Raw genomic sequence first — 20,003 nt, forward strand, 5'->3', positions numbered from 1 at the left:
AAAACATGCAGTATTATGATATTGACCTAACAAAACTTAATAGATACCCTATTTCTAATCGAAAAAATAAGGTTAATATTGATCAATTTGCTTCTTTGAAGAAGGCTCCTCATGTAGAAAACGTTTTAGATATTATGCCTAATATACTTATGGCTAAAGATTTGAAAGAGGTTGTAGCTCTTGTTGTCAATGCTAAAAGAAATGGCCGTTCTGTAATTTTTGCAATGGGTGGGCATGTAGTTAAATGTGGCTTAGGAAGTATTATTATTGACCTTATGGAACGAAATATAGTGACGGGGATATTGATGAATGGGGCAGCGTCGATACATGATTTTGAAATCGCGATGATAGGTGAAACAAGTGAAGATGTACAAAGTGTTTTAGGAGAAGGCGAGTTCGGTATGGCCGAAGAAACTGGAAGAATGCATAATGAAGCAATTAATCTTGCGTATGAAGCAAATGCTGGACTGGGTTATTCTATTGGGAAGTATATACGCGATAATAATTTCAAGTATCATGATTACAGCATATTAAGTAAAGCATATGAATTAGGCGTGCCTGCATTTGTTTCAGTAGCTATAGGAGACGATATCACACACATGCATCCCGAAGCTTCTGGTGAAGCCATTGGTGCGACATCACATAGAGATTTTCTCGGATTCACCTCTGTATTGCCAAACATTGCCAACGGGGGCGTGTATTTTAATATCGGGTCTGCTGTAATATTGCCCGAAGTATTTTTAAAAGCGTTTTCAATTGTACAAAATTTAGGCTATGATATGAGTGGCTTAAATACCGTTAACATGGATATGCAAACACATTACAGAACGCTTACTAATGTTGTAAAACGTCCTACAATGCGAGACGGTAAAGGATTTAATTTGATTGGAACACATGAGATTATGTTGCCGTTGCTGGCGAGCGCGGTAATAAGTGAATTGAGGGAATAAAGTTGATAGATTTGGAAAGGTTGCAAAAACAACATGTGCTTGTCGTTGGGGATATGATGATTGACAAATATATTTCAGGTAGCGTTGAGAGAATTTCTCCTGAAGCACCCGTGGTTGTTTTGAATCAACGTGAAGTGAGCAGAAAGCTTGGTGGAACAGGGAATGTAATTATTAATATAACAAGCTTAGGAGCGAATGTTAGAGCGCTAGGTCGTATTGGTGATGACGAAGAGGGCTTACTATTTCGTGATACTTTGAAACAGCATGGTGTTGACGATAGTTATATTTTCAATGAAGGTAGCACAATTATTAAGACTAGGGTCTCTGCGAATAATCAACAGTTTATAAGAATTGATGAAGAGATTATTACGCCACCCTCTTTAAATGTATTAAATAAAATATGTTCAGAGATTGATGTTATCCTCAAAGATATAACTGTTGTTATAATTTCAGATTATGCAAAGGGGTTTATCACAAATGAAATTGCGCAATGTATTATTAAAAATTCGAAATTGAGAAGCATTCCGGTTTTTGTTGATCCCAAAGGAAAATCTATTGATAAATATAGAGGTGCTACGGGAATTACGCCGAACAACAAAGAATTTTTGGACTTAACGGAACTCACTGGTGTTCCAGATGAAAATATAATTAAGGAAATAGCATTGAAATTGTGTGCTGAAAATGATTTTGATTATTTAATTTTCACACGATCTGAAAAAGGGATATCAATTATTAATCGTGATGAACAAACCAAAAGGGATTTTCCTACCGTAGTTAAGGAAGTTGTCGACGTGACTGGTGCTGGTGATACTGTTATTTCCATGATTGCACTTACGATGAGTGCGGGGTTTAGTATAGAAACTTGTATGAAGATTGCAAATATTGCAGCATCTATTGTTATTTCAAAATTTGGAGCGGCACAGACGACTGTAAAAGAATTAGATATGGCAATCAATCCTAGATTTGTGACAATAGACGACTTAATGGATATTTTAGAAGAAATTGATTTACAAAGAAACAGGGGAAAAAAGATTGTTTTTACTAATGGTTGTTTTGATATTGTTCATGCAGGCCATGTTAGTAGCTTTATTCAGGCGAAAAGCTTTGGAGATATATTAATTGTTGGGGTGAATTCAGATGCATCTATCTCAAGACTAAAAGGGAAGTCGCGCCCGATTGTTGATTTAAAAAACCGGATAGCGCTTTTATCTGCATTTGAATGTGTCGATTATGTTATCCCTTTTGATGATGATACACCACAAACACTTATAGAGGCATTAAGGCCAGATGTGCTTGTTAAAGGGAAAGATTGGGAGGGAAAAGCAATTGCCGGTGGAGATTTTGTGATTTCTTATGGTGGAAATGTTAAGTTTATCGATTTAGAGCAAGGGTTGTCTACTACAAGTATCATAGATAAAATCAGGAAGGCGACAGAATAGAGCGAGGAGAAATGAAATCAAAATTAGAAAAAATTAGGACAGGATTGCAAAAACATAGAAAAGAATTGTTTTTTTTCTGGAAGTATGCGATTTTTACAAAACTTCATTTTTGGAAGTATGATAGTAGAAAAGTAATATTGTTTCGATTGGATTTAATTGGTGATTGCACAATGTTTACGAGTGCGGCAAGTGCAATAAGAGAACAGTATAAAGACAGAGAAGTTACGGTAGTGTGCTTATCGGCAGCTATGCCGATCTTTGAAAGATTAGGTATTTTTGATAATATTATAAGTGTTGATTTTAAGCCTCATGAAATCGATTATTCGAAGTTGGCGAGTTTAATAGCGAAATTGAGAAAAGAAAAATATGATATTTTGTTACAACCACAGCTTTCAAAATATCCTCTTGCAGATATAATGGCAGCAGCAATTAAATGTAATAGACGTATATCAATTGAAACAAAAGTTGGTAATAGTAGAGAAAAATGGATTCATATGGTGAACTTTTTATATGATGAATTTATACCCTATTCTAGAGATGCAGTCAGCGAGTTTGAATATTATGGTGACTTTGTTAGAGGGATTGGAAATCCAGATTATAAAATTACGAGACCCAGATTACCATATAAAAAACAGAACTTTATTGAAGGCAATTATTATGTGATGTATCCTGGCGGCTCATTAAGTCAGAAATTTTGGCCGTCAGAGCGTTTTGCTCAGCTAGCGAATTATATCTATGAGCAAACGGGTCTATTGGGAGTAATACTTGGTGTGTCTAGTGAGCAATGGGTTTCAGATAGGTTAAAAGCACATTTAAAGATGGTTGTTTCACTCAATACTGTAGATCTCACCGGTTTAACTTCAATTACAGACGTTATTGATATCATTGGGAATGCGCAGTTTGTAGTATCTAATGATACAAGTGGGGTACATATTGCATGTGCTACAAACACGCCTTCAGTTGCCAATGTTGGAGGATGGTTTTTTGGACGTTTTCTTCCTTATGAAATAGAGGATTTGAAGCCTGAAGATAATATACCACTTGTTGCATATGCTAAAATGCCGTGTTATTACTGTGATTGGGAGTGGGAAAAAGTAGGCAAGCGCAATGAAGAATGTTTGCGCCGACTTAAAGCTGGAGAACCAAGTGAATGCATTTATAATATAGAATATGAACAAATGAGAATATTGGTAGATCAAGTTATGAAGAAGATTAATTTATGCTAACACGGCATTGTTTTTGTACAATGAATTATAATTGCAATATCAATTTAGTAGTAACTATTAATTAAGCCCATTTTGAAAGGAACAAATTACAATGAAATTGAATGACCAAGCTAAGAGAGCTTGTATATATTTCATATACGATAAAGATGGAATTATTGACGATTATATTATTTATCAACTTAATGATATGCGGGAAAATGTTGAGTTTTTACACTGTGTGATAAATGGTAAGTTAACGGCAGAGGGGAAAAGGAAATTAGAAAAAATTGCAGATGAAGTATACGTACGCGATAATATTGGAAATGATATTGGAGCATATAAAGGTGCAATAGAGAGAATTGGTTGGAAAAAACTAAAAAAATATGATGAGTTAGTATTAATGAATAACACTTGCTTTGGTCCATTATTTCCTTTTAAAGAAGTATTTGATTGGTCAAAAGATAAAGAATTAGATTTTTGGGGACTTACTCTTGGGCTAAAAGCAGATTGGCTCGGAAGTAATAACTATATACACTATAATGAAAATAAAACTCACTACCAATCTTATTTTTTAACAATTAGGAAACCGCTGTTAGCTAGTAAATTGCTAGTTGAATTTTTTGATGAAATTCCTGAAGATGCTAATTATGTTATTTCTGGAAGTCTTTATGAATATGCTTTTCCAGGTTATTTTGAAGATCACGGTTTCAAAGGAGCGGTTTATTGCGATAATAGAGAGGATACAAATTATCCTTTATTGCATAATCCAATTCAATTAATTAATACTTGTAGAATGCCACTTTTTAAGAAACGCAGTTTTTTTCATCATTATACGGATGTATTGAACAATACTGCTGGAGAGGCTACAGCTCGGCTTATACGCTTTATTGAAGAAGAAACTGATTATAATATGGACTTGGTTTGGAAGACACTTTTAAGAACGAGTAGTCTTTCAGATCTTGTACGATGTGCGCAATTGAATAGAATTTTACCAAGAGATATGCTGGTGAGTACAGAAAATGATTTGAAGTTAAAAGTTGGCCTTATATATCATGCTTATTATGAAGATCTGTTTGATGAAGATATTTTGTATATGAAGAATTTTCCAGTTAATTCGGGGTTATTAATTACAACCAATACTTATGATAAAAAAGTTGTATTGGAAAAAAAAATAAAACTTGCAGAATTAAATGGTAAAGTGATTGTAATTGAGAATAGAGGGCGTGATGTATCAAGTCTTCTTGTAGGTGGTGCTGACTTTGTATTTAATTATGATTTGATTTGTTTTGCACATGATAAAAAGACATCACAGGTCAAGCCTCATAGTGTTGGACGTTCATGGGCGTACAAAATCAATGAGAATATTTTTGCAACGAAAGAGTTTGTATCTAATGTAATTACAATGTTTGAAAAAGAATCACAATTAGGGATTGCATTTCCATCATACCCGAACCATAGTGGTTATGCATATAATATTGAAAGTGGATGGACAGGAAATTATTGGAATACCAAGAAGCTGTTGAATAGCCTTAGTGTTGATGTGAAAATTAATGAACATACTTTATGTGTAGCGCCTTTAGGCACTTGTTTTTGGTTTAGGCCAAAAGCGCTTAAAAAATTATTTGATGGTTATGATGGCAATGGCTGGTCATATAGTGATTTTCCTCGTGAGCCAAATCGAACAGATCAAACATTACTACATGCCATTGAAAGAGCGTATGCATATTTTGCTCAAGATGCAGGATATTATCCTGTCTTCTTGTACAATGATAAATATACAGAAATTGAGCTTACGAACTTAGAATTTAATAAAATTGGTTCAACTGAAATGAGAGCCTGGGTTGATGCATTGGCTTTGGATGCAATAGGATATAGAAAAATTGAAGACACATTTAATAAGCCTGCTGAAGAAGTATCATCAATGGAAATGCTACAGTACTATAATCCTCAAATAAATTATGGTGTTAAAAAGAGCTTGGTACATTTAGCGTTTGCATTGAGACACAAATTTCCTCGTATGTGGAAAGTGCTTTTTCCTTTGCGAAGAATTAGCCAAAAATTACTGGGAATTAAAACGAAATAGATATGGGAGGAAATATGGTGGAATTAGATACTTTAATTTTAAGATATCCGATTCTAAGGGATTGCAAAGAGAGTATTATATCTGTATTTAACCAACTTGTTAAATCTTTTGAAGCTAATGGAAGATTATATGTATGCGGCAATGGTGGGAGTGCTGCAGATGCTCTACACATAGTTGGTGAGCTGGTTAAGTCATTTGTTATCCCTCGTACAGTGGATATAAATTTTGAAAAATGTACCAATTCTGATTTGGCAAGAAATTTGCAAGGTGCTCTGCCGGCTTTTGCTCTTGTTGAAAACATCGCTCTTGCAACAGCGTATTCGAATGATGTCAATGCTGATTACGTTTTTGCACAGCAAGTGTATGCGTATGCACGTAAAGGTGACTGTGTTCTTGGTATTAGCACATCAGGTAATTCAAGAAATATAATGTACGCGTTAGAGGCTGCGCGCGGTCGTGGTGCTGTCACATTAGGATTAACTGGCCGTGATGGCGGAAAGATGAAAGACCTATGCGACGAATGTATCGTTGTGCCTGAAATGGAAACTTATAAAATTCAGGAATTGCATTTACCAATTTATCATGCGTTATGTATAATGCTAGAAGAATATTTTTGGGGGTCAAATTGACGAAAGCTATTTTTCTAGATCGTGATGGTATCATAAACGAAGATGACAATTATATATACAAACCTAAAGACTTCCGATTTATGGAAGGAATATTTGATTTCTGTCATGAAGCGGTGAAACATGAGTACCTCCTCATAGTGATAACAAATCAATCGGGTATTGCCAGAGGTTATTTTACAGAGCAGGATTTATACATTTTAAATAGTTGGATGTGTGCGAGGTTTGAAGAGCGGGATATTCATATTAGCAAGGTTTACTTTTGTCCTTATCATCCAGAGAAGGGGATTGGTCGATACAAAGTTGATTCTAATGATCGTAAACCTAATCCTGGGATGCTATTTAAGGCAAAAGAGGAATTTGATATTGATTTGAAAAATTCTATTATTATTGGTGATAAGGATAGTGATATGGAAGCTGGGCGAAGAGCAGGCATTGGATTATTGTTATTAATGCCTGGGAAGTATAGCTGTACATATGATGAGGATATAATCGTCGTCAAAACGCTAAATCAAGCTAAAACTCACCTATTTGGATAAAAAGTTGAGGGTACTTATTATGATTAAATTTAAGCTACTTAAAAAGTTTAGACAAAAATGGCATCGTATTTTGTTTGAAGAGCATACGGAAATTATTGCACAGATCGAAGAAATAAAACATGCACAAGAAAAAATGGCGATAGTGCTTTCTGAATTACAAAATTCAAATAATCAATATAACCAAAAAATTTTTGAAAGTGTTAATAATGTAAAAATTCTTCAGACAGATTATAAAGAATTGCTATTTAGACTTCTAGAACAAAATAGTTTCTTAACTGAACAAATAGACAAACTGAAGCATAATCATAATAATCTGATGGATGATGTAAAAGATAACTTTAACAGAATAGAAAATCGTAGTGAAGAGAATAATAGAAAAATTTTTGAAATCGTTGATGATATACACAATGAACAGAATGAGATAAACAATACGATGAGAAATTCAATTGAAAAATTTTCAAATTATAATCAAAATCAAAGTATCCGTTTTGTAGAAAACTTAGAAATGATCAATCATGCACATAATGAAATAAAAAATTCATTAGAAGTACTTTCTAACAAAAGTGACATTATGGCTCAACGCGAGCATGAGGGTCGTGATTTTTCCCGCTATATGTTAATAGGTATAAATAATAAAGTTGAGAATGTGCAATCATCGTATCAATCTTTTTGGCCAATGATTTACAGTATAGATTCATGGTGTCAAAATGAATTTATTCTTAATCGATGCAAAGGACTTAGTGTACTGGGAGAATTGCCACTGTATAGTCGTTTTTACAAAATTCGTGAATTATTAAAGGTCTATAAAATTGTCGGAGACAAAACCCTCATTCGTATGGGACGAGATGAAGATGGTGGGTATGTAATGTTGGATTGCTTTGAAAAAGAAGGCATTGCCTATTCATTTGGTATTAATGATGATGTTTCTTGGGATTTAGATATTGCAAATAAAGGATATCATGTATACCAATATGACCCTTCAATAGAATCACTGCCAGAAAAGCATGAGAATTTTCATTTTTTCAAGATAGGTGTAGCAGGAGAAGCTTTTACATCACATTGGGAGTTTATGTCATTAGAGGATATTCTCATAATGAATGGACATTTGAGTGAAAATGATATGATTCTAAAAATGGATGTTGAAGGCTATGAATGGGATGTATTTAATAGTATTTCGAGTGAAATCATTGAAAAATTCTCCCAAATTGTTCTAGAAATTCATGGGCTTAATCGACTTGAATATGAGAGCGTAATACCTGCTCTAGAAAAAATATCATTAACTCACAATTGTATTAGCATTCATGGCAATAATCATTCTGAGACAGAATATATTGGAGATATTTCTATGCAGTATACAATGGAAATAACACTTGTAAGAAAGAATGATTATGAATTTGAATTATCAAAAGGCGTGTCACCTTCTATTCATGACAGACGCTGTAATCCAATGCGAAGAGAAATGATTTTAACAAATTGGAACAATGAATAGTGAATTGTTTACATTTACAAAGTATTATAATTTGGAATTTGAAAAATTTACTCATAAGGAGTCAAAATGGTATTTTCATCAACTATATTCTTGTTTGTATTTTTGCCTATCACACTGATAGGATATTTTCTATTAGATAGACGTTTTAAGAATGCTTTCTTATTAGCAGCATCATTAATTTTCTATGCATGGGGAGAACCCCGATTTGTATTTGTTATGCTGTTTTCAATATTCGTAAATTATCTTGCTGCATTAGGTGTTGAAAAATATAAAAAAGCAAATTCAATTTCAATTGCGAAGATTATACTCTTGCTTGCTGTTGCTTTTAATTTACTACTTTTTTTTGTATTTAAGTATTTAAATTTTACTATTTCAAATATTAACAGTTTATCAACATTTCTTACAGGTGTGCCAAGTCTTGCTGTATTTGAACAAACACATATTCTTTTGCCAATAGGTATTTCTTTTTTTACTTTTCAAGCAATGTCCTATGTTTTTGATGTTTATTATGACAAAGGGGAGGTACAAAGAAATCCTTTTAATGTAGCTCTATATGTTTCATTGTTTCCACAATTGATAGCTGGACCTATTGTAAGATATAAAACCGTAGCAGCAGAAATTCAGTCTAGAGAAGAAACGCTATCTGATTTTTCAGAAGGGGTTAAACGCTTTGTATTTGGGTTATCTAAAAAGGTACTGATTGCGAATACAATTGCTGTTGTTGCTGACAGTGCGTTTAATTATGCAGCATCAGGAGATTTGACAACCAGTATAGCTTGGCTAGGAGCAATTAGTTATACATTGCAGATTTACTATGATTTTTCTGGTTATTCTGATATGGCAATTGGCTTAGGGCTAATGTTTGGTTTTCATTTTCATGAAAATTTCAATTACCCATATATTTCAAAATCTATTTCAGAATTCTGGAGAAGATGGCATATTTCGCTTGGTTCTTGGTTTAGAGACTATGTGTATTTTCCATTAGGAGGGTCAAAGGTTTCTTCAAATGCACGTTTAGTTTTTAATTTATTTGTTGTGTGGTTCTTGACTGGTGTTTGGCACGGTGCAAATTGGACATTTTTGATTTGGGGATTAATGTATTTTGTGTTTATATCCTTTGAAAAACTTAATGGTATACCTGAACGATTTGAACGATTATGGGAACAAGTGCTTTATAGAGTTTTCACATTATTAATTATAGTATGTGGTTGGGTGCTTTTCCGGTCAAATAATTTTAGCGAAGCAGCTACATTTTTATCAGCAATGTTTGGTAAAGCTGAAATGGGCATATGGAATGGAGTTTCAAGTAATTTGTTTAGAAATAATATTATATTGATTCTTATCGGTTTAGTGGGATCAACTCCAATTTATTACAATCTAATTAATAGACTGCCTTTTTTTATCTCAAAGACGATTCAGTATGTTCTTGCTTTGATCCTGTTTATTGTTTCGATATCCTTTGTTGTGAGTTCGACGTACAACCCATTTATATATTTTAACTTTTAACATTTTTTTAGTTTGATCAAGAGAAAGGAATTGATGACAAATCGTGAATAGAAACCGTATTTTTGATATAGTTATAATAATTATTTTTTTGTTGATATTATTGTTGCCTGTTATAAATATTAATAGGATAAATGGTAGGCTTTCTGAAACTGAAAATCGCTATTTAACAAAGTTTCCTAGTGTATTTGATTCACAAGGTAATGTTGCTGATGGTATAAAATCTGGATTTGAGAATTGGCTTAATGATAATTTAGGTTTCAGAGAAAAATTGGTGGATTTCCATGCCCATTTAGTTTTCGATTTGTTACACAGGAGCCCTAGTGAAAAAGTAGAATTGGGAAAAAACGGATGGATGTTTTATACGCCTGACAACAACATTAAGATAGCAAGTGGAACATACCCACTTTCTGGTGACTTGTTAAAGGAAATTGTTGATAAGCAAATTATTATAAGGGATAAACTTAAAGCTCAGGGTATTGATTATATCTTTGTGATTGCCCCAAGTAAAGCAGGGATATATCCTGAAATGATTACAAGTGGCAATTATTCTGTAGGTAAGACAGTAGGCGATATTTTTTCTGATGCCATGGAAACTGCAGGAATTAATGTTATAAATTTGAGGGAGCCATTATTAACAGGAAAGAAAGAGGAGCAAGTCTATTTTAAAACTGACACACATTGGAATGAAGTTGGGGCATATTTTGGCTATAATTATTTATTAAACAGACTAACTTCTTTTGGTATTATTAATTCGAAGCCCATAGAGGTAGAATTTGTTCCTAGTTCACGGCAATGTGAGTTTGCTGCAATGATGGGAAATGAAAATTTTCTTCCATCTGAAGATTATAATGCATCTGTAATAACAGGTGCAAAAGCTAATAGTATTTATTCAGATGAAACTTTTGATAGAATAATGCAAATAAATCAGTATTATAACATTAATACTCCAGTTTATATGTTCGCTAATTCATTTAAGGATCAAAGCAATGTGTTATTGTTTGGAGATTCGATGTTTGGCATGTGGAATATGCCCGAAATGCTAGGCGAGAGTTTTTCTCAATACACATACGTTTGGAGCCAAGACATCACTCAGGAATATATTGATGCTGTTCATCCAGATGTCGTTATTTATGAAATTGCGGAGCGATATTTAAATATACTTGATACAAAAAGTCCTGTTTTTTCGATCAATATATTAAATAATCCACAAGCGGTAATTTTGGATGTAGATTCAAGTCAATTAAATATTGGGAGTACAAGTAAATTGAATGTTACAGTTAAAAATAGTGGAAATGAGCAGTGGAGTAGTGACCAAAACATTAGGCTAGGGTATTTTATTGATGGATATGATTCTGGTTATCGGTTTGACATTCCTAAAGGCGTTGTTATAAATCCAAGTGAGGAGTATACATTTAGTATCGACGCTTTTAAAGTGCCGGATGCAGCAAGTGGATATATTGAATTTACAATGTTACAGGAAGGGATTACTTATTTTGGAAATAGGTTTGTTGTTGATGTTTTTTAGAAGCTAATTAGTTGGAGATATAATGTATGATTACATTTGTGTTTTTTATAATAAAAATATGTATACTTTTATTAACTGCATTAGGAGTTTGGTTATCGTTAAAAAGCAGAATCAGTTTAACATCATTAATAGGATCATTAATTATAGTAATATGGTTCGCTTTTTTTGGGTCAATAATTGCAGAAACAGCTATTTCTCCTAGTGAAACAATTAATATTAAAGCTTTAAATGAGCACAGTGATGATTCTACCGGAGCTATTATTGTTTTGTCAGGATATGAGTTAGATAATAAAAAATATGATGTTCCTCATGATATAAATGGTTATTGGGTTTATTTTGATGCAACAGGACAAAATAATTTTTCAGTTGGATGGCTTGAGGGAACTGATTACCAGCCAGTGGATGCAACGGCTGAGATCTCTTTCAATATGCCTGTTGGGATTGATAGAAAGCTTGATTTATATGCATACCCTTGGGGTGGATTGGCAGAAGTAACAACAAGTAGTGGGTCTACCATTATTGATACTTATAGTGCTCAGGAACTTGATATGAAGAGTATCCCGATATTAGATTCTTCAAAAGTATTGATTTATAAAATGGAAATACAACGTATTTTCGTATATTGTGGGATACTATTAATTTTCTCTGCAAGTTTAATAGCTGCATTACGGTTAATCTATAATGATCATTCATTAATAAAATTGCAAAAGCACAAGTTCTTATTTACACAACTGGTAAAACGTGATTTTACGTTAAAATATAAGCGAACAATTTTAGGAATGCTATGGAGCGTTCTTTCACCCTTATTCAATCTTTTAATCATGTGGCTCATTTTTAAAAGGCTTTTGGGCAATTCGGTAGATCACTTTGTCGTCTATCTATTTTCGGGACAGCTAGTTTTTTCTTATTTTTCAGATGCAACAAATCAAGGAATGACCTCTCTGATTGATAATGCATCAATATTTACAAAAGTAAATGTACCAAAATATATGTTTCTTTTTTCCAAAAATATATCATCGCTAATTAATTTTGGTCTAACATTAATTATATTTTTTATATTTGTATTTCTCGAAGGCATTCCAATTACTGAGTATTATATTATGTTGGCATATCCTATAGTATGCCTTATTCTATTCAATGTTGGAATGGGATTGGTATTGTCAGGTATGTATGTATTTTTCAGAGATATGCAGTATTTATGGGGAATTGCAACACAGCTTATAATGTGGTTATCTGCAATTTTCTATTCAATTGATTCGTATCCACAAGTAGGGCAGAATCTATTTTTACTAAATCCAATTTATCTATTTATAAGATATATTAGAAAGATTGTTATTGAAGGGCAGGTTCCATCTGTCGGATTTCATCTTATTATGGGTGGATACACAGTTCTAGTACTATTGCTGGGATTTAGGATGTATAAAAAGAACAATCATAGTTTTCTATACTATGTGTAAGGATGAAATAATGGAAGAAAGAAATACTGGTATTACAATAGAAGCGTCAGAGGTTAGTATTCGCTATCGCACGGGTGATTTCAAAGATATTGGATTGAAAGAATGGGTTATTCGAAAAATCAGAAAAGATTACCATGTCGAGGAGTTTATGGCGGTAAAAGGTGTTACTTTTAAACTGTATGAAGGAGACTTACTGGGCATTATTGGAACAAATGGTTCTGGAAAATCTACTCTTCTGAAAGCAATTACGGGAATTATGGAACCAACAAATGGATATGTAAAAGTTACAGGGCAAATTGCTGCATTATTGGAATTAGGCTCAGGGTTTGATGGAAATCTTACTGTAAAAGAAAATGCATATTTACGTGGTGCGATGTTAGGATATACAAAGAGTTTTATGGATGAAAAGTACAAAGAGATTATTTCCTTTTCTGAGCTTGATAATTTTTCTAATAGACCTTTTAAGCAATTATCTACTGGTATGCAAACGAGATTGGCTTTTTCAATTGCTTCACTTGTGCAGCCAGAGATCCTTATTCTAGATGAAGTTTTATCTGTTGGAGATGGAGCGTTTCAAGAAAAGAGTGCAAGAAAAATGCGAGAGATAATAAGTAATGGGGCTACAACAATTCTTGTATCACATTCATTAGAACAAATTAAAGAGTTATGTAATAAAATTCTTTGGTTGCATAAGGGTGAACAGGTTGCTTTTGGTGATAATGTTGCAGAAATATGTGATAATTATCAGCATTTTTTAAATGGAGATGTGATTTCATAATTTTCTTATGCAGTAATGCTACTTTCTTCACAGAACCTATCGTTTTATGGAAATTTGTCATAGCGGTAGGTTGATTTGTTTATACGAAAGAAGGTTTTCATATGACAACAGTTGTGATACCTAATTACAATGGTTTAGTATATCTTAAAGATTGCTTAGAAGCACTTGAACAACAAACATACAAGGACTTTGAGATTCTTGTTGTCGACAATGGATCAACTGATGGAAGTATAGAATATGTGGCTAATTATTATAAAAGCATTAGATTGATTGCATTGGATAAAAATTATGGATTTACGGGTGCTGTTAACAGAGGCATTAAAGCTACAGATAATGAATTCGTTGTTCTGCTTAATAACGACACAATTCCTGCTGTAGATTGGCTTGAAGCACTGGTTAAATGCATTGTGTCACATGCTGATGCCTTCTCTTGCTGTAGTAAGATGATGCAGGTACAAGATGAAAATATCATTGATGATGCTGGTGATGGTTATACAGTCTTTGGATGGGCATACAAAGGTTACGATGGTGCTTCTGCGGAAAAAGCAAATAAAACAAGGGCAATCACTAGTTGCTGTGCAGGGGCGGCAATTTATAGACGGTCTATTTTTAATCAAATAGGGTATTTGAATGATGACTTTTTTGCTTACTTAGAAGATGTTGATTTGTCGCTAAGGGCAATGCGGGCAGGCTATAAACACTATTTTTGCCATGATGCTTTATTAACGCATATTGGAAGCGCAACTAGCGGCAGTAAATATAATGATTTTAAAGTTAGAATTTCAGCAAGAAACAGTGTTTGGGTCTATCAAATGAATATAGCAAAGTGGTTAAAAGTTATCAATAGTTTACCTTATATATTGGGAATCAGTGTAAAATTTTTTGCCTTTAAAAGATGGGGATTTGGCAATGCTTACTTAGCAGGTATTCGTGAAGGGTTTAAAAATAAACCGTCTCGTGAGTATTGCCAGCAAATACAAGGTAGTATTTCAGTGAGGACTGACTGGTTCCTTTACTTGAGTATGTGGAAAGATACTTTTGCATATATTAAGATGAAAATGGAGATGAAGAGAATTTTTGGCGGATATCAAAAATGATTTCGGCACAACGTATTCTCAATAATTTTTCAATAAACCCTCAATAAATTTAGGAATAAGTTTTGTTTAACGAAAATGATAGAAATACAAAAAATTACTTACACAATCAAAACCATAAAATAATACACTAAACTGGTAAAATCCTGTAATTACGAACAGCCCACAAAAGACTATAATGCAAGTGTAGATGTCAATGGAGATATCAATTGGTTATAGGGGGCTAGGAGATGAAGAGAATCGATCAAATGTCAAAAGAACAAGATTTTGCGCTTGACGATCATTTCGATATTCGAGATATTATCGATATTGATTTTTTGCAGAAATTTTTGGATGCTTTTGGTGCTGCGGTAGGGGTCGCGGGGCTAGGTACAGACAAGGATGGTAATCCAATAACGGAGCCGACGAATTTTACGGACTTTTGTATGGTGCTTAACAGAGGCTGCGAAAAGGGCTTAAAACGCTGTATGAAGAGCGATGCCTTTGGCGGTGCTGAAAGTGCTAGAACGGGAAAGCCGGCAGTCTACTATTGCGAAAATGGCTTAATGGACTTCGGGGCACCGATTATTGTAAACGGCAAACAGGTTGGCGCGATACTCGGGGGACAGGTTCTCACAGAAAAGCCTGATCATGAGAAGTTTCGTAAAATTGCCAGGGAAATTGGCGTAGACCCTGATGCATATATCAAAGCACTTGAGCAGGTACCTATCTTGCCTGAGAAACAAATTCGAGCAGCGGCTGATCTCCTCTATATTGTTGCAACTGAGATTTCGAATATGGGCTATGAAAAAATGCTGCTTTCAAAAATGATTAATGCTTTGAGTGAACATATACATGAAACCATGGCAACACTGGAAGAACTTACGGCATCGGCCAGTGATGTCACAGAAAATCAATTAAAACTCTCAAGAGAAATTGAAACCGTTAGCCATGTCTCAGAAGAAATTAACGGTGTGATTGAATCTATTTCCGTTATCGCAAATCAAACACGACTGCTGGGGCTCAATGCGACGATTGAAGCGGCAAGGGCGAAGGATGCAGGGCTAGGGTTTGGTGTTGTTGCAAAAGAAATCCAAAAACTGTCCGAAGAATCAAAGAACACCGTTGGCCGTGTTAAGAACTTTACATCTCAAATTAATGAATCCGTCAAACAGACGCATAAAATGGGTGATGCGACACTTGATGTCACAAAAGAACAGGAACTAGCAATCAGACGTATTGCAGAAATGCTGGAATCAATCACCAATATGACGCATGAACTCTCAGAATTCATAAAAGCGAAATGATGGTAATTTTTTTGATAGACAGATTATTTTAAATAGAACGTAAGCTATGTGCTATTTCAATACCCAATAAAAAATATTATACCCATTTATAGGATCACCCTTTGTTTATGATTGGCTAATATCAATCATAACAGGGGTGATTTTTGTGTTGAAAGGGGTGATATTGCTAGTGATACTAGGTCATATGGCCTTATAATGACAAAGTATGACAAATAATTGACATAATATCGCCGAAATATTTCTGAATTGTAATAAAAATGGTACTATAGTAGTACTAGCAAATATTATAGGAGGCAATAGAATGAAGAAATTTTTCTCACTATTACTGGCATTCTCCCTGATATTATCCTCATTTACAATGCCAGTATTTGCTGACACAGCTTCGGGGGATGATCTATCAGGTCATTGGGCTGAGTCGGTTATGCGTCCATGGGTTGAAGATGGACTTTTAGGTGGCTATGGGAATGGCGCTTACTTGCCAAATGCTACCATCACACGTGCGGAATTTTGCGCACTACTCGATAATATCGTACAAATACCAGAAGGAACAGATTCTGTTTCATTTTCAGATGTTCCTAAGGATCAATGGTATCACGATGTTGTGACGAAAGCAGCTTCTTATGGATTAATTTCGGGATCTTATGGGAATTTTACACCGGATCAGCCAATTAGCAGAGAAGCAGCAGCGGTTATCGTAGAAAAATTATTAAATGCTCAGGAAAGCGAGCTTGCATCCATTGATAATTTTAAAGATGGCGCGAGTGTCAGCACATGGGCTGAAGAGGCATTAAATGCAATGCTTCAAAAAGGTTACTTATCCGGTTATCCCGATGGGACAATTGGTGCAGGTAAAAGTATAACAAGAGCGGAAGCAGTTGTCATGCTGAATAAGGCTTTTGGAACTATTATCAATACTGCAGGGACTTATACGCAGGAAAATGGTGTCTATGCAGGGAATGTTACCATTGCATCTTCTGATGTCATTTTGAAGGATGCCGTTGTTAAAGGTGACCTCTATATCGCAGAAGCAGTTGGTGATGGGGACGTAACCTTAGAAGGCGTTACCATTGAAGGCGATATTATTGTAAAAGGTGGCGGTGAAAATTCCATTCACTTTAACAATATTAATGTCTATGGTGCTCTTATCGTTAAAAAAGTCGATAATAAAGTAAGAATTGTTGCATCTGGTACGACAAAAGTCAATGTAACCTATCTTGAATCAGGCGGTCTTTTAATTGAAGACAGCTTGGCTGCAGAAGGATTTGGAAGCGTTGTCCTATCTGCCGAAGACTTGAAAGACATGAATGTCGAGCTTGTTGGTAACTTTGATTCCGTTGATGTTAAATCAGAAGGGTTTGCTGTTAATCTTGGTGAAAAGACTGTCGTTAACAAGCTCACAGTCTCAGAAAAAGCGACAGCATTCAAACTGGCTGGTAAAGGAACGGTTAAAGCAGCCGAAGTAAATGCGAGCAATACGAAGTTAGATGTTGTCATTGATAAAGTAAATGTTGGTGAAAAAGCAGAAGGCGTCACAGCAAACGGTAAAGACGTCAACGCTGGTTTTGAGGGCCAAGTAGATGAAGATGGTCCACAGGATAATAATACCCCTGCAGGCGGCAGCACTGGCGGAAGCAGTGGTGGCGGTTCAGGTGGCAATACTGAAACACCTGTTGCTGTTCTGACATTATCTGATTCAAGTGTGCATATGACGACCAATGACCATGTTGAAATCACGGCAACTGTTCAATATACGACTTCAAGCTTAACGAAAGCAAATATCGTTTGGGCTTCCAGTGATCCTAGTGTCGTCAGTGTTAGCAAGAATGGTACTGAAATTTCAAACGCAGCAGGCGTCTATAAAGGAACGAATACCATTGCGGCATTTACAACATCAGAAGGTGTTAAAGTGGGCGTATATGTTGTGAAAGACCCTGATGCAGCTGATCCATTAGCATCAGCCAATGTTTACACCATGAAAGAAATCGCTGTAAAAGTTTCGCTTACAACGGCAACCATGTACGATGTTACCTTTGAGGTAAAAGATGGTGACACGACAACGATGCCAAAACAGTCTATTCCAGAAGGAAAAGCTGCAGTTGAACCAACAGCGCCAACACAAGCTGGCTATACTTTCTTGGGATGGTACCTGAATGATGTGAAATATGATTTCTCTAAACCGGTAACAGGGGACATGACGCTTAAAGCGAAATGGGAAGTCGCAACGGTGAAATACGTTGACAGTCGTTTTGATGCAGGCTATCCGACGATTGCCGTTAATGATAAGGGATATATTACCGTAACCTTGAAATTAAAAGAAACGCCAACGACAAAAGTAACAGCGTATATGATTGCCGATCCGCACAATGCGCATATGCTGCCAGATGTGGCGGCAGTAACACACGGCCATACAGGCAGTGGTGATTCAGTGGTTTGGGCTTCTTATAACGGTTACTATGAAATAACGGATTCAGCGTCTCACACGATTACGACAACTGCTAAGCTAAATGATGAAAAAGCAATTGCCGCAATTGTTTTATCAGATGGCACGACAGTTTCAACAGAGCCTACGATTGTCGAAATCAAAGAAGATGTTTCGGATGAACTCGACACAACGCCGCCAAGGGTAGCATCAATTTATGTCAATAATGATCGAACAAAGCTGTATATTTACACTGATGATGAACTCGATGGCAATAGCTCGGCATCAGCGAGTGACTTTACGCTCACGAACAAAGGCAAACCTGTTGTTATAACAGCTGTTGATGTTATTGAAGATGCTATTCAATACTATGATGCCATTGAGTTAACTGTATCGGGGTTAAGTGCGAGCGATTTTGCGAAAGACCTGAAATTAAGCTATACAGGATCGACGATTACAGACCGTGCTCAAACGCCGAATAAGTTTGAAATCTTTACCATCAAGGATGTCGAAGACAGTGTACCTGTGATCAAGGATGTCTTTGTAGCCAGTGATTTATCTGTTCTTGGGTTTACAATGACACCAGGTATTGAAACGGATGATGAAAGCTCAGACTACTACACGATTAAAGCATATTATGCAAGTGACTACGCTTCGATTCTGCCAGGGAGTGAGCTCAGTATTTCAGAAGACGATATAGGGTTTAACATGGATGATATCAATTTTGTTTATGACATTGATACATCGTTAACGCCTATGACAGGCTACGAGATTTATGTTGTGGCAACTGTGACGACAATTGCCGGAGATCGATCAGATGCAAACTCATCAGCGATCATTCCGAAAATCTTATCCGCACCAACCATGACGAAAGCAGACTATGATTCATCTTATGATGAAATCAGTATCCAGTATTCAGGCATTCTTGACGATAGTGTTATGGGCTGTAACTATGATCTGAAGATTACAGACAGCAGCGACAATGTGATCGCGACGTCATCATTAAGAGGTGAAGCTTGGGCTTACTATCATACCAACAGTGATAATAGCTATACCGGAACATCAGAAGTTGTTTTCGATAATAACTTCTTCTACGGCACATTACCGCCGCCAACGTCAGGCATGAAAGTCTATATTCGATACAATCCAAAACATCAAGGCGGCTACTTGCAGGATGTTGCAGGCAACGAAGTAATCGCGCCTACAGATTGGATGCTCATGTCGTTATACTAGGTTATAAGGTAAAGAATGTTTTAAATTTTTAGAACTTTGATTAATGCGAGTTAAACTCAAAAAGGGTTGGTCGGGAAAATAAGTATTCTAAAGACCTGCTGCTCCAAAAACAATAAACTGCTAGGAATAGGACTTCTGAAGCTCCTAATTCTAGCAGTTTTATTTTGGTTATGATTTATCCATAAATCTACTCATAGACCTCATATGGAGTAGATGGTAGTTCTCGCAAGTGTTTATTCTCTCGTTACTCAAATGTTTCTGATTTCTAGTTCTGTCATTGCCTAGCTCATAACTCTTGCCGTAGCTAGCTCGCTTATCTTGCCTCAAAAAATGCGTGTAGTGGCTGCAGTGTTACTGCAGCCCAATAATCATGG

At 35.3% G+C, this 20,003-nt stretch carries 14 protein-coding genes; all 14 read left to right on the forward strand.

The genetic code is table 11. The features are described from left to right. Positions 1–5: 5 nt before the first annotated feature. The 14 genes from KHM83_RS07950 to KHM83_RS08015 all read left to right on the forward strand — a co-directional run bounded on the left by KHM83_RS07950 (position 6) and on the right by KHM83_RS08015 (position 19,629). Positions 6–950 (forward strand): GSU2086 family protein, encoded by a 945-nt coding sequence (locus KHM83_RS07950; RefSeq protein WP_213236462.1) that lies wholly within the window; start codon positions 6–8, stop codon positions 948–950. A gap of 2 nt (positions 951–952) precedes the next feature. Further along, complete coding sequence (rfaE2, locus tag KHM83_RS07955) at positions 953–2,389, forward strand: D-glycero-beta-D-manno-heptose 1-phosphate adenylyltransferase (RefSeq protein WP_213236463.1); 1,437 nt, start codon at positions 953–955, stop codon at positions 2,387–2,389. A gap of 11 nt (positions 2,390–2,400) precedes the next feature. Next, entirely contained in the window at positions 2,401–3,615 is a 1,215-nt protein-coding gene (locus tag KHM83_RS07960; RefSeq protein WP_213236464.1) for a glycosyltransferase family 9 protein, read from the forward strand. 91 nt (positions 3,616–3,706) lie between these two features. Then, entirely contained in the window at positions 3,707–5,677 is a 1,971-nt protein-coding gene (locus KHM83_RS07965) for a rhamnan synthesis F family protein (RefSeq protein ID WP_213236465.1), read from the forward strand. A gap of 14 nt (positions 5,678–5,691) precedes the next feature. Further along, positions 5,692–6,306, forward strand: a complete 615-nt coding sequence (locus tag KHM83_RS07970; RefSeq protein WP_246542951.1) for a D-sedoheptulose-7-phosphate isomerase — start codon at positions 5,692–5,694, stop codon at positions 6,304–6,306. Beyond that, positions 6,303–6,842, forward strand: coding sequence for a D-glycero-alpha-D-manno-heptose-1,7-bisphosphate 7-phosphatase (locus KHM83_RS07975; protein ID WP_213236467.1), 540 nt, complete (start codon positions 6,303–6,305; stop codon positions 6,840–6,842). The genes KHM83_RS07970 and KHM83_RS07975 overlap by 4 nt, the downstream gene beginning before the upstream one ends. Before the next feature lie 19 nt (positions 6,843–6,861). Continuing rightward, positions 6,862–8,331, forward strand: coding sequence for an FkbM family methyltransferase (locus KHM83_RS07980; protein ID WP_213236468.1), 1,470 nt, complete (start codon positions 6,862–6,864; stop codon positions 8,329–8,331). Positions 8,332–8,397: 66 nt separating this feature from the next. Then, positions 8,398–9,837 carry an MBOAT family O-acyltransferase gene (locus KHM83_RS07985; protein ID WP_213236469.1) on the forward strand — a complete coding sequence of 480 codons (1,440 nt, stop codon included), beginning with the start codon at positions 8,398–8,400 and terminating at the stop codon, positions 9,835–9,837. Positions 9,838–9,880: 43 nt separating this feature from the next. Next, the gene (locus KHM83_RS07990; RefSeq protein ID WP_213236470.1) at positions 9,881–11,362 is read left to right on the forward strand and encodes an alginate O-acetyltransferase AlgX-related protein; all 1,482 of its coding nucleotides are present in this window, start codon (positions 9,881–9,883) and stop codon (positions 11,360–11,362) included. A gap of 26 nt (positions 11,363–11,388) precedes the next feature. Beyond that, positions 11,389–12,819 (forward strand): ABC transporter permease, encoded by a 1,431-nt coding sequence (locus KHM83_RS19710; RefSeq protein ID WP_246542952.1) that lies wholly within the window; start codon positions 11,389–11,391, stop codon positions 12,817–12,819. A 10-nt stretch (positions 12,820–12,829) separates the two neighbouring features. Further along, entirely contained in the window at positions 12,830–13,597 is a 768-nt protein-coding gene (locus tag KHM83_RS08000) for an ABC transporter ATP-binding protein (protein ID WP_213236471.1), read from the forward strand. Positions 13,598–13,698: 101 nt separating this feature from the next. After that, positions 13,699–14,694, forward strand: a complete 996-nt coding sequence (locus KHM83_RS08005) for a glycosyltransferase family 2 protein (RefSeq protein WP_213236472.1) — start codon at positions 13,699–13,701, stop codon at positions 14,692–14,694. A 227-nt stretch (positions 14,695–14,921) separates the two neighbouring features. Continuing rightward, positions 14,922–15,977, forward strand: a complete 1,056-nt coding sequence (locus KHM83_RS08010; RefSeq protein WP_213236473.1) for a PocR ligand-binding domain-containing protein — start codon at positions 14,922–14,924, stop codon at positions 15,975–15,977. A gap of 301 nt (positions 15,978–16,278) precedes the next feature. Continuing rightward, positions 16,279–19,629: an S-layer homology domain-containing protein gene (locus KHM83_RS08015; protein ID WP_213236474.1), complete on the forward strand. Its 3,351-nt coding sequence runs from the start codon at positions 16,279–16,281 to the stop codon at positions 19,627–19,629. Positions 19,630–20,003 lie beyond the last annotated feature (374 nt).

Origin of the sequence: Fusibacter paucivorans (assembly GCF_018390735.1) — a bacterium.
Taxonomy (GTDB): Bacteria; Bacillota; Clostridia; order Peptostreptococcales; family Acidaminobacteraceae; genus Fusibacter; species Fusibacter paucivorans.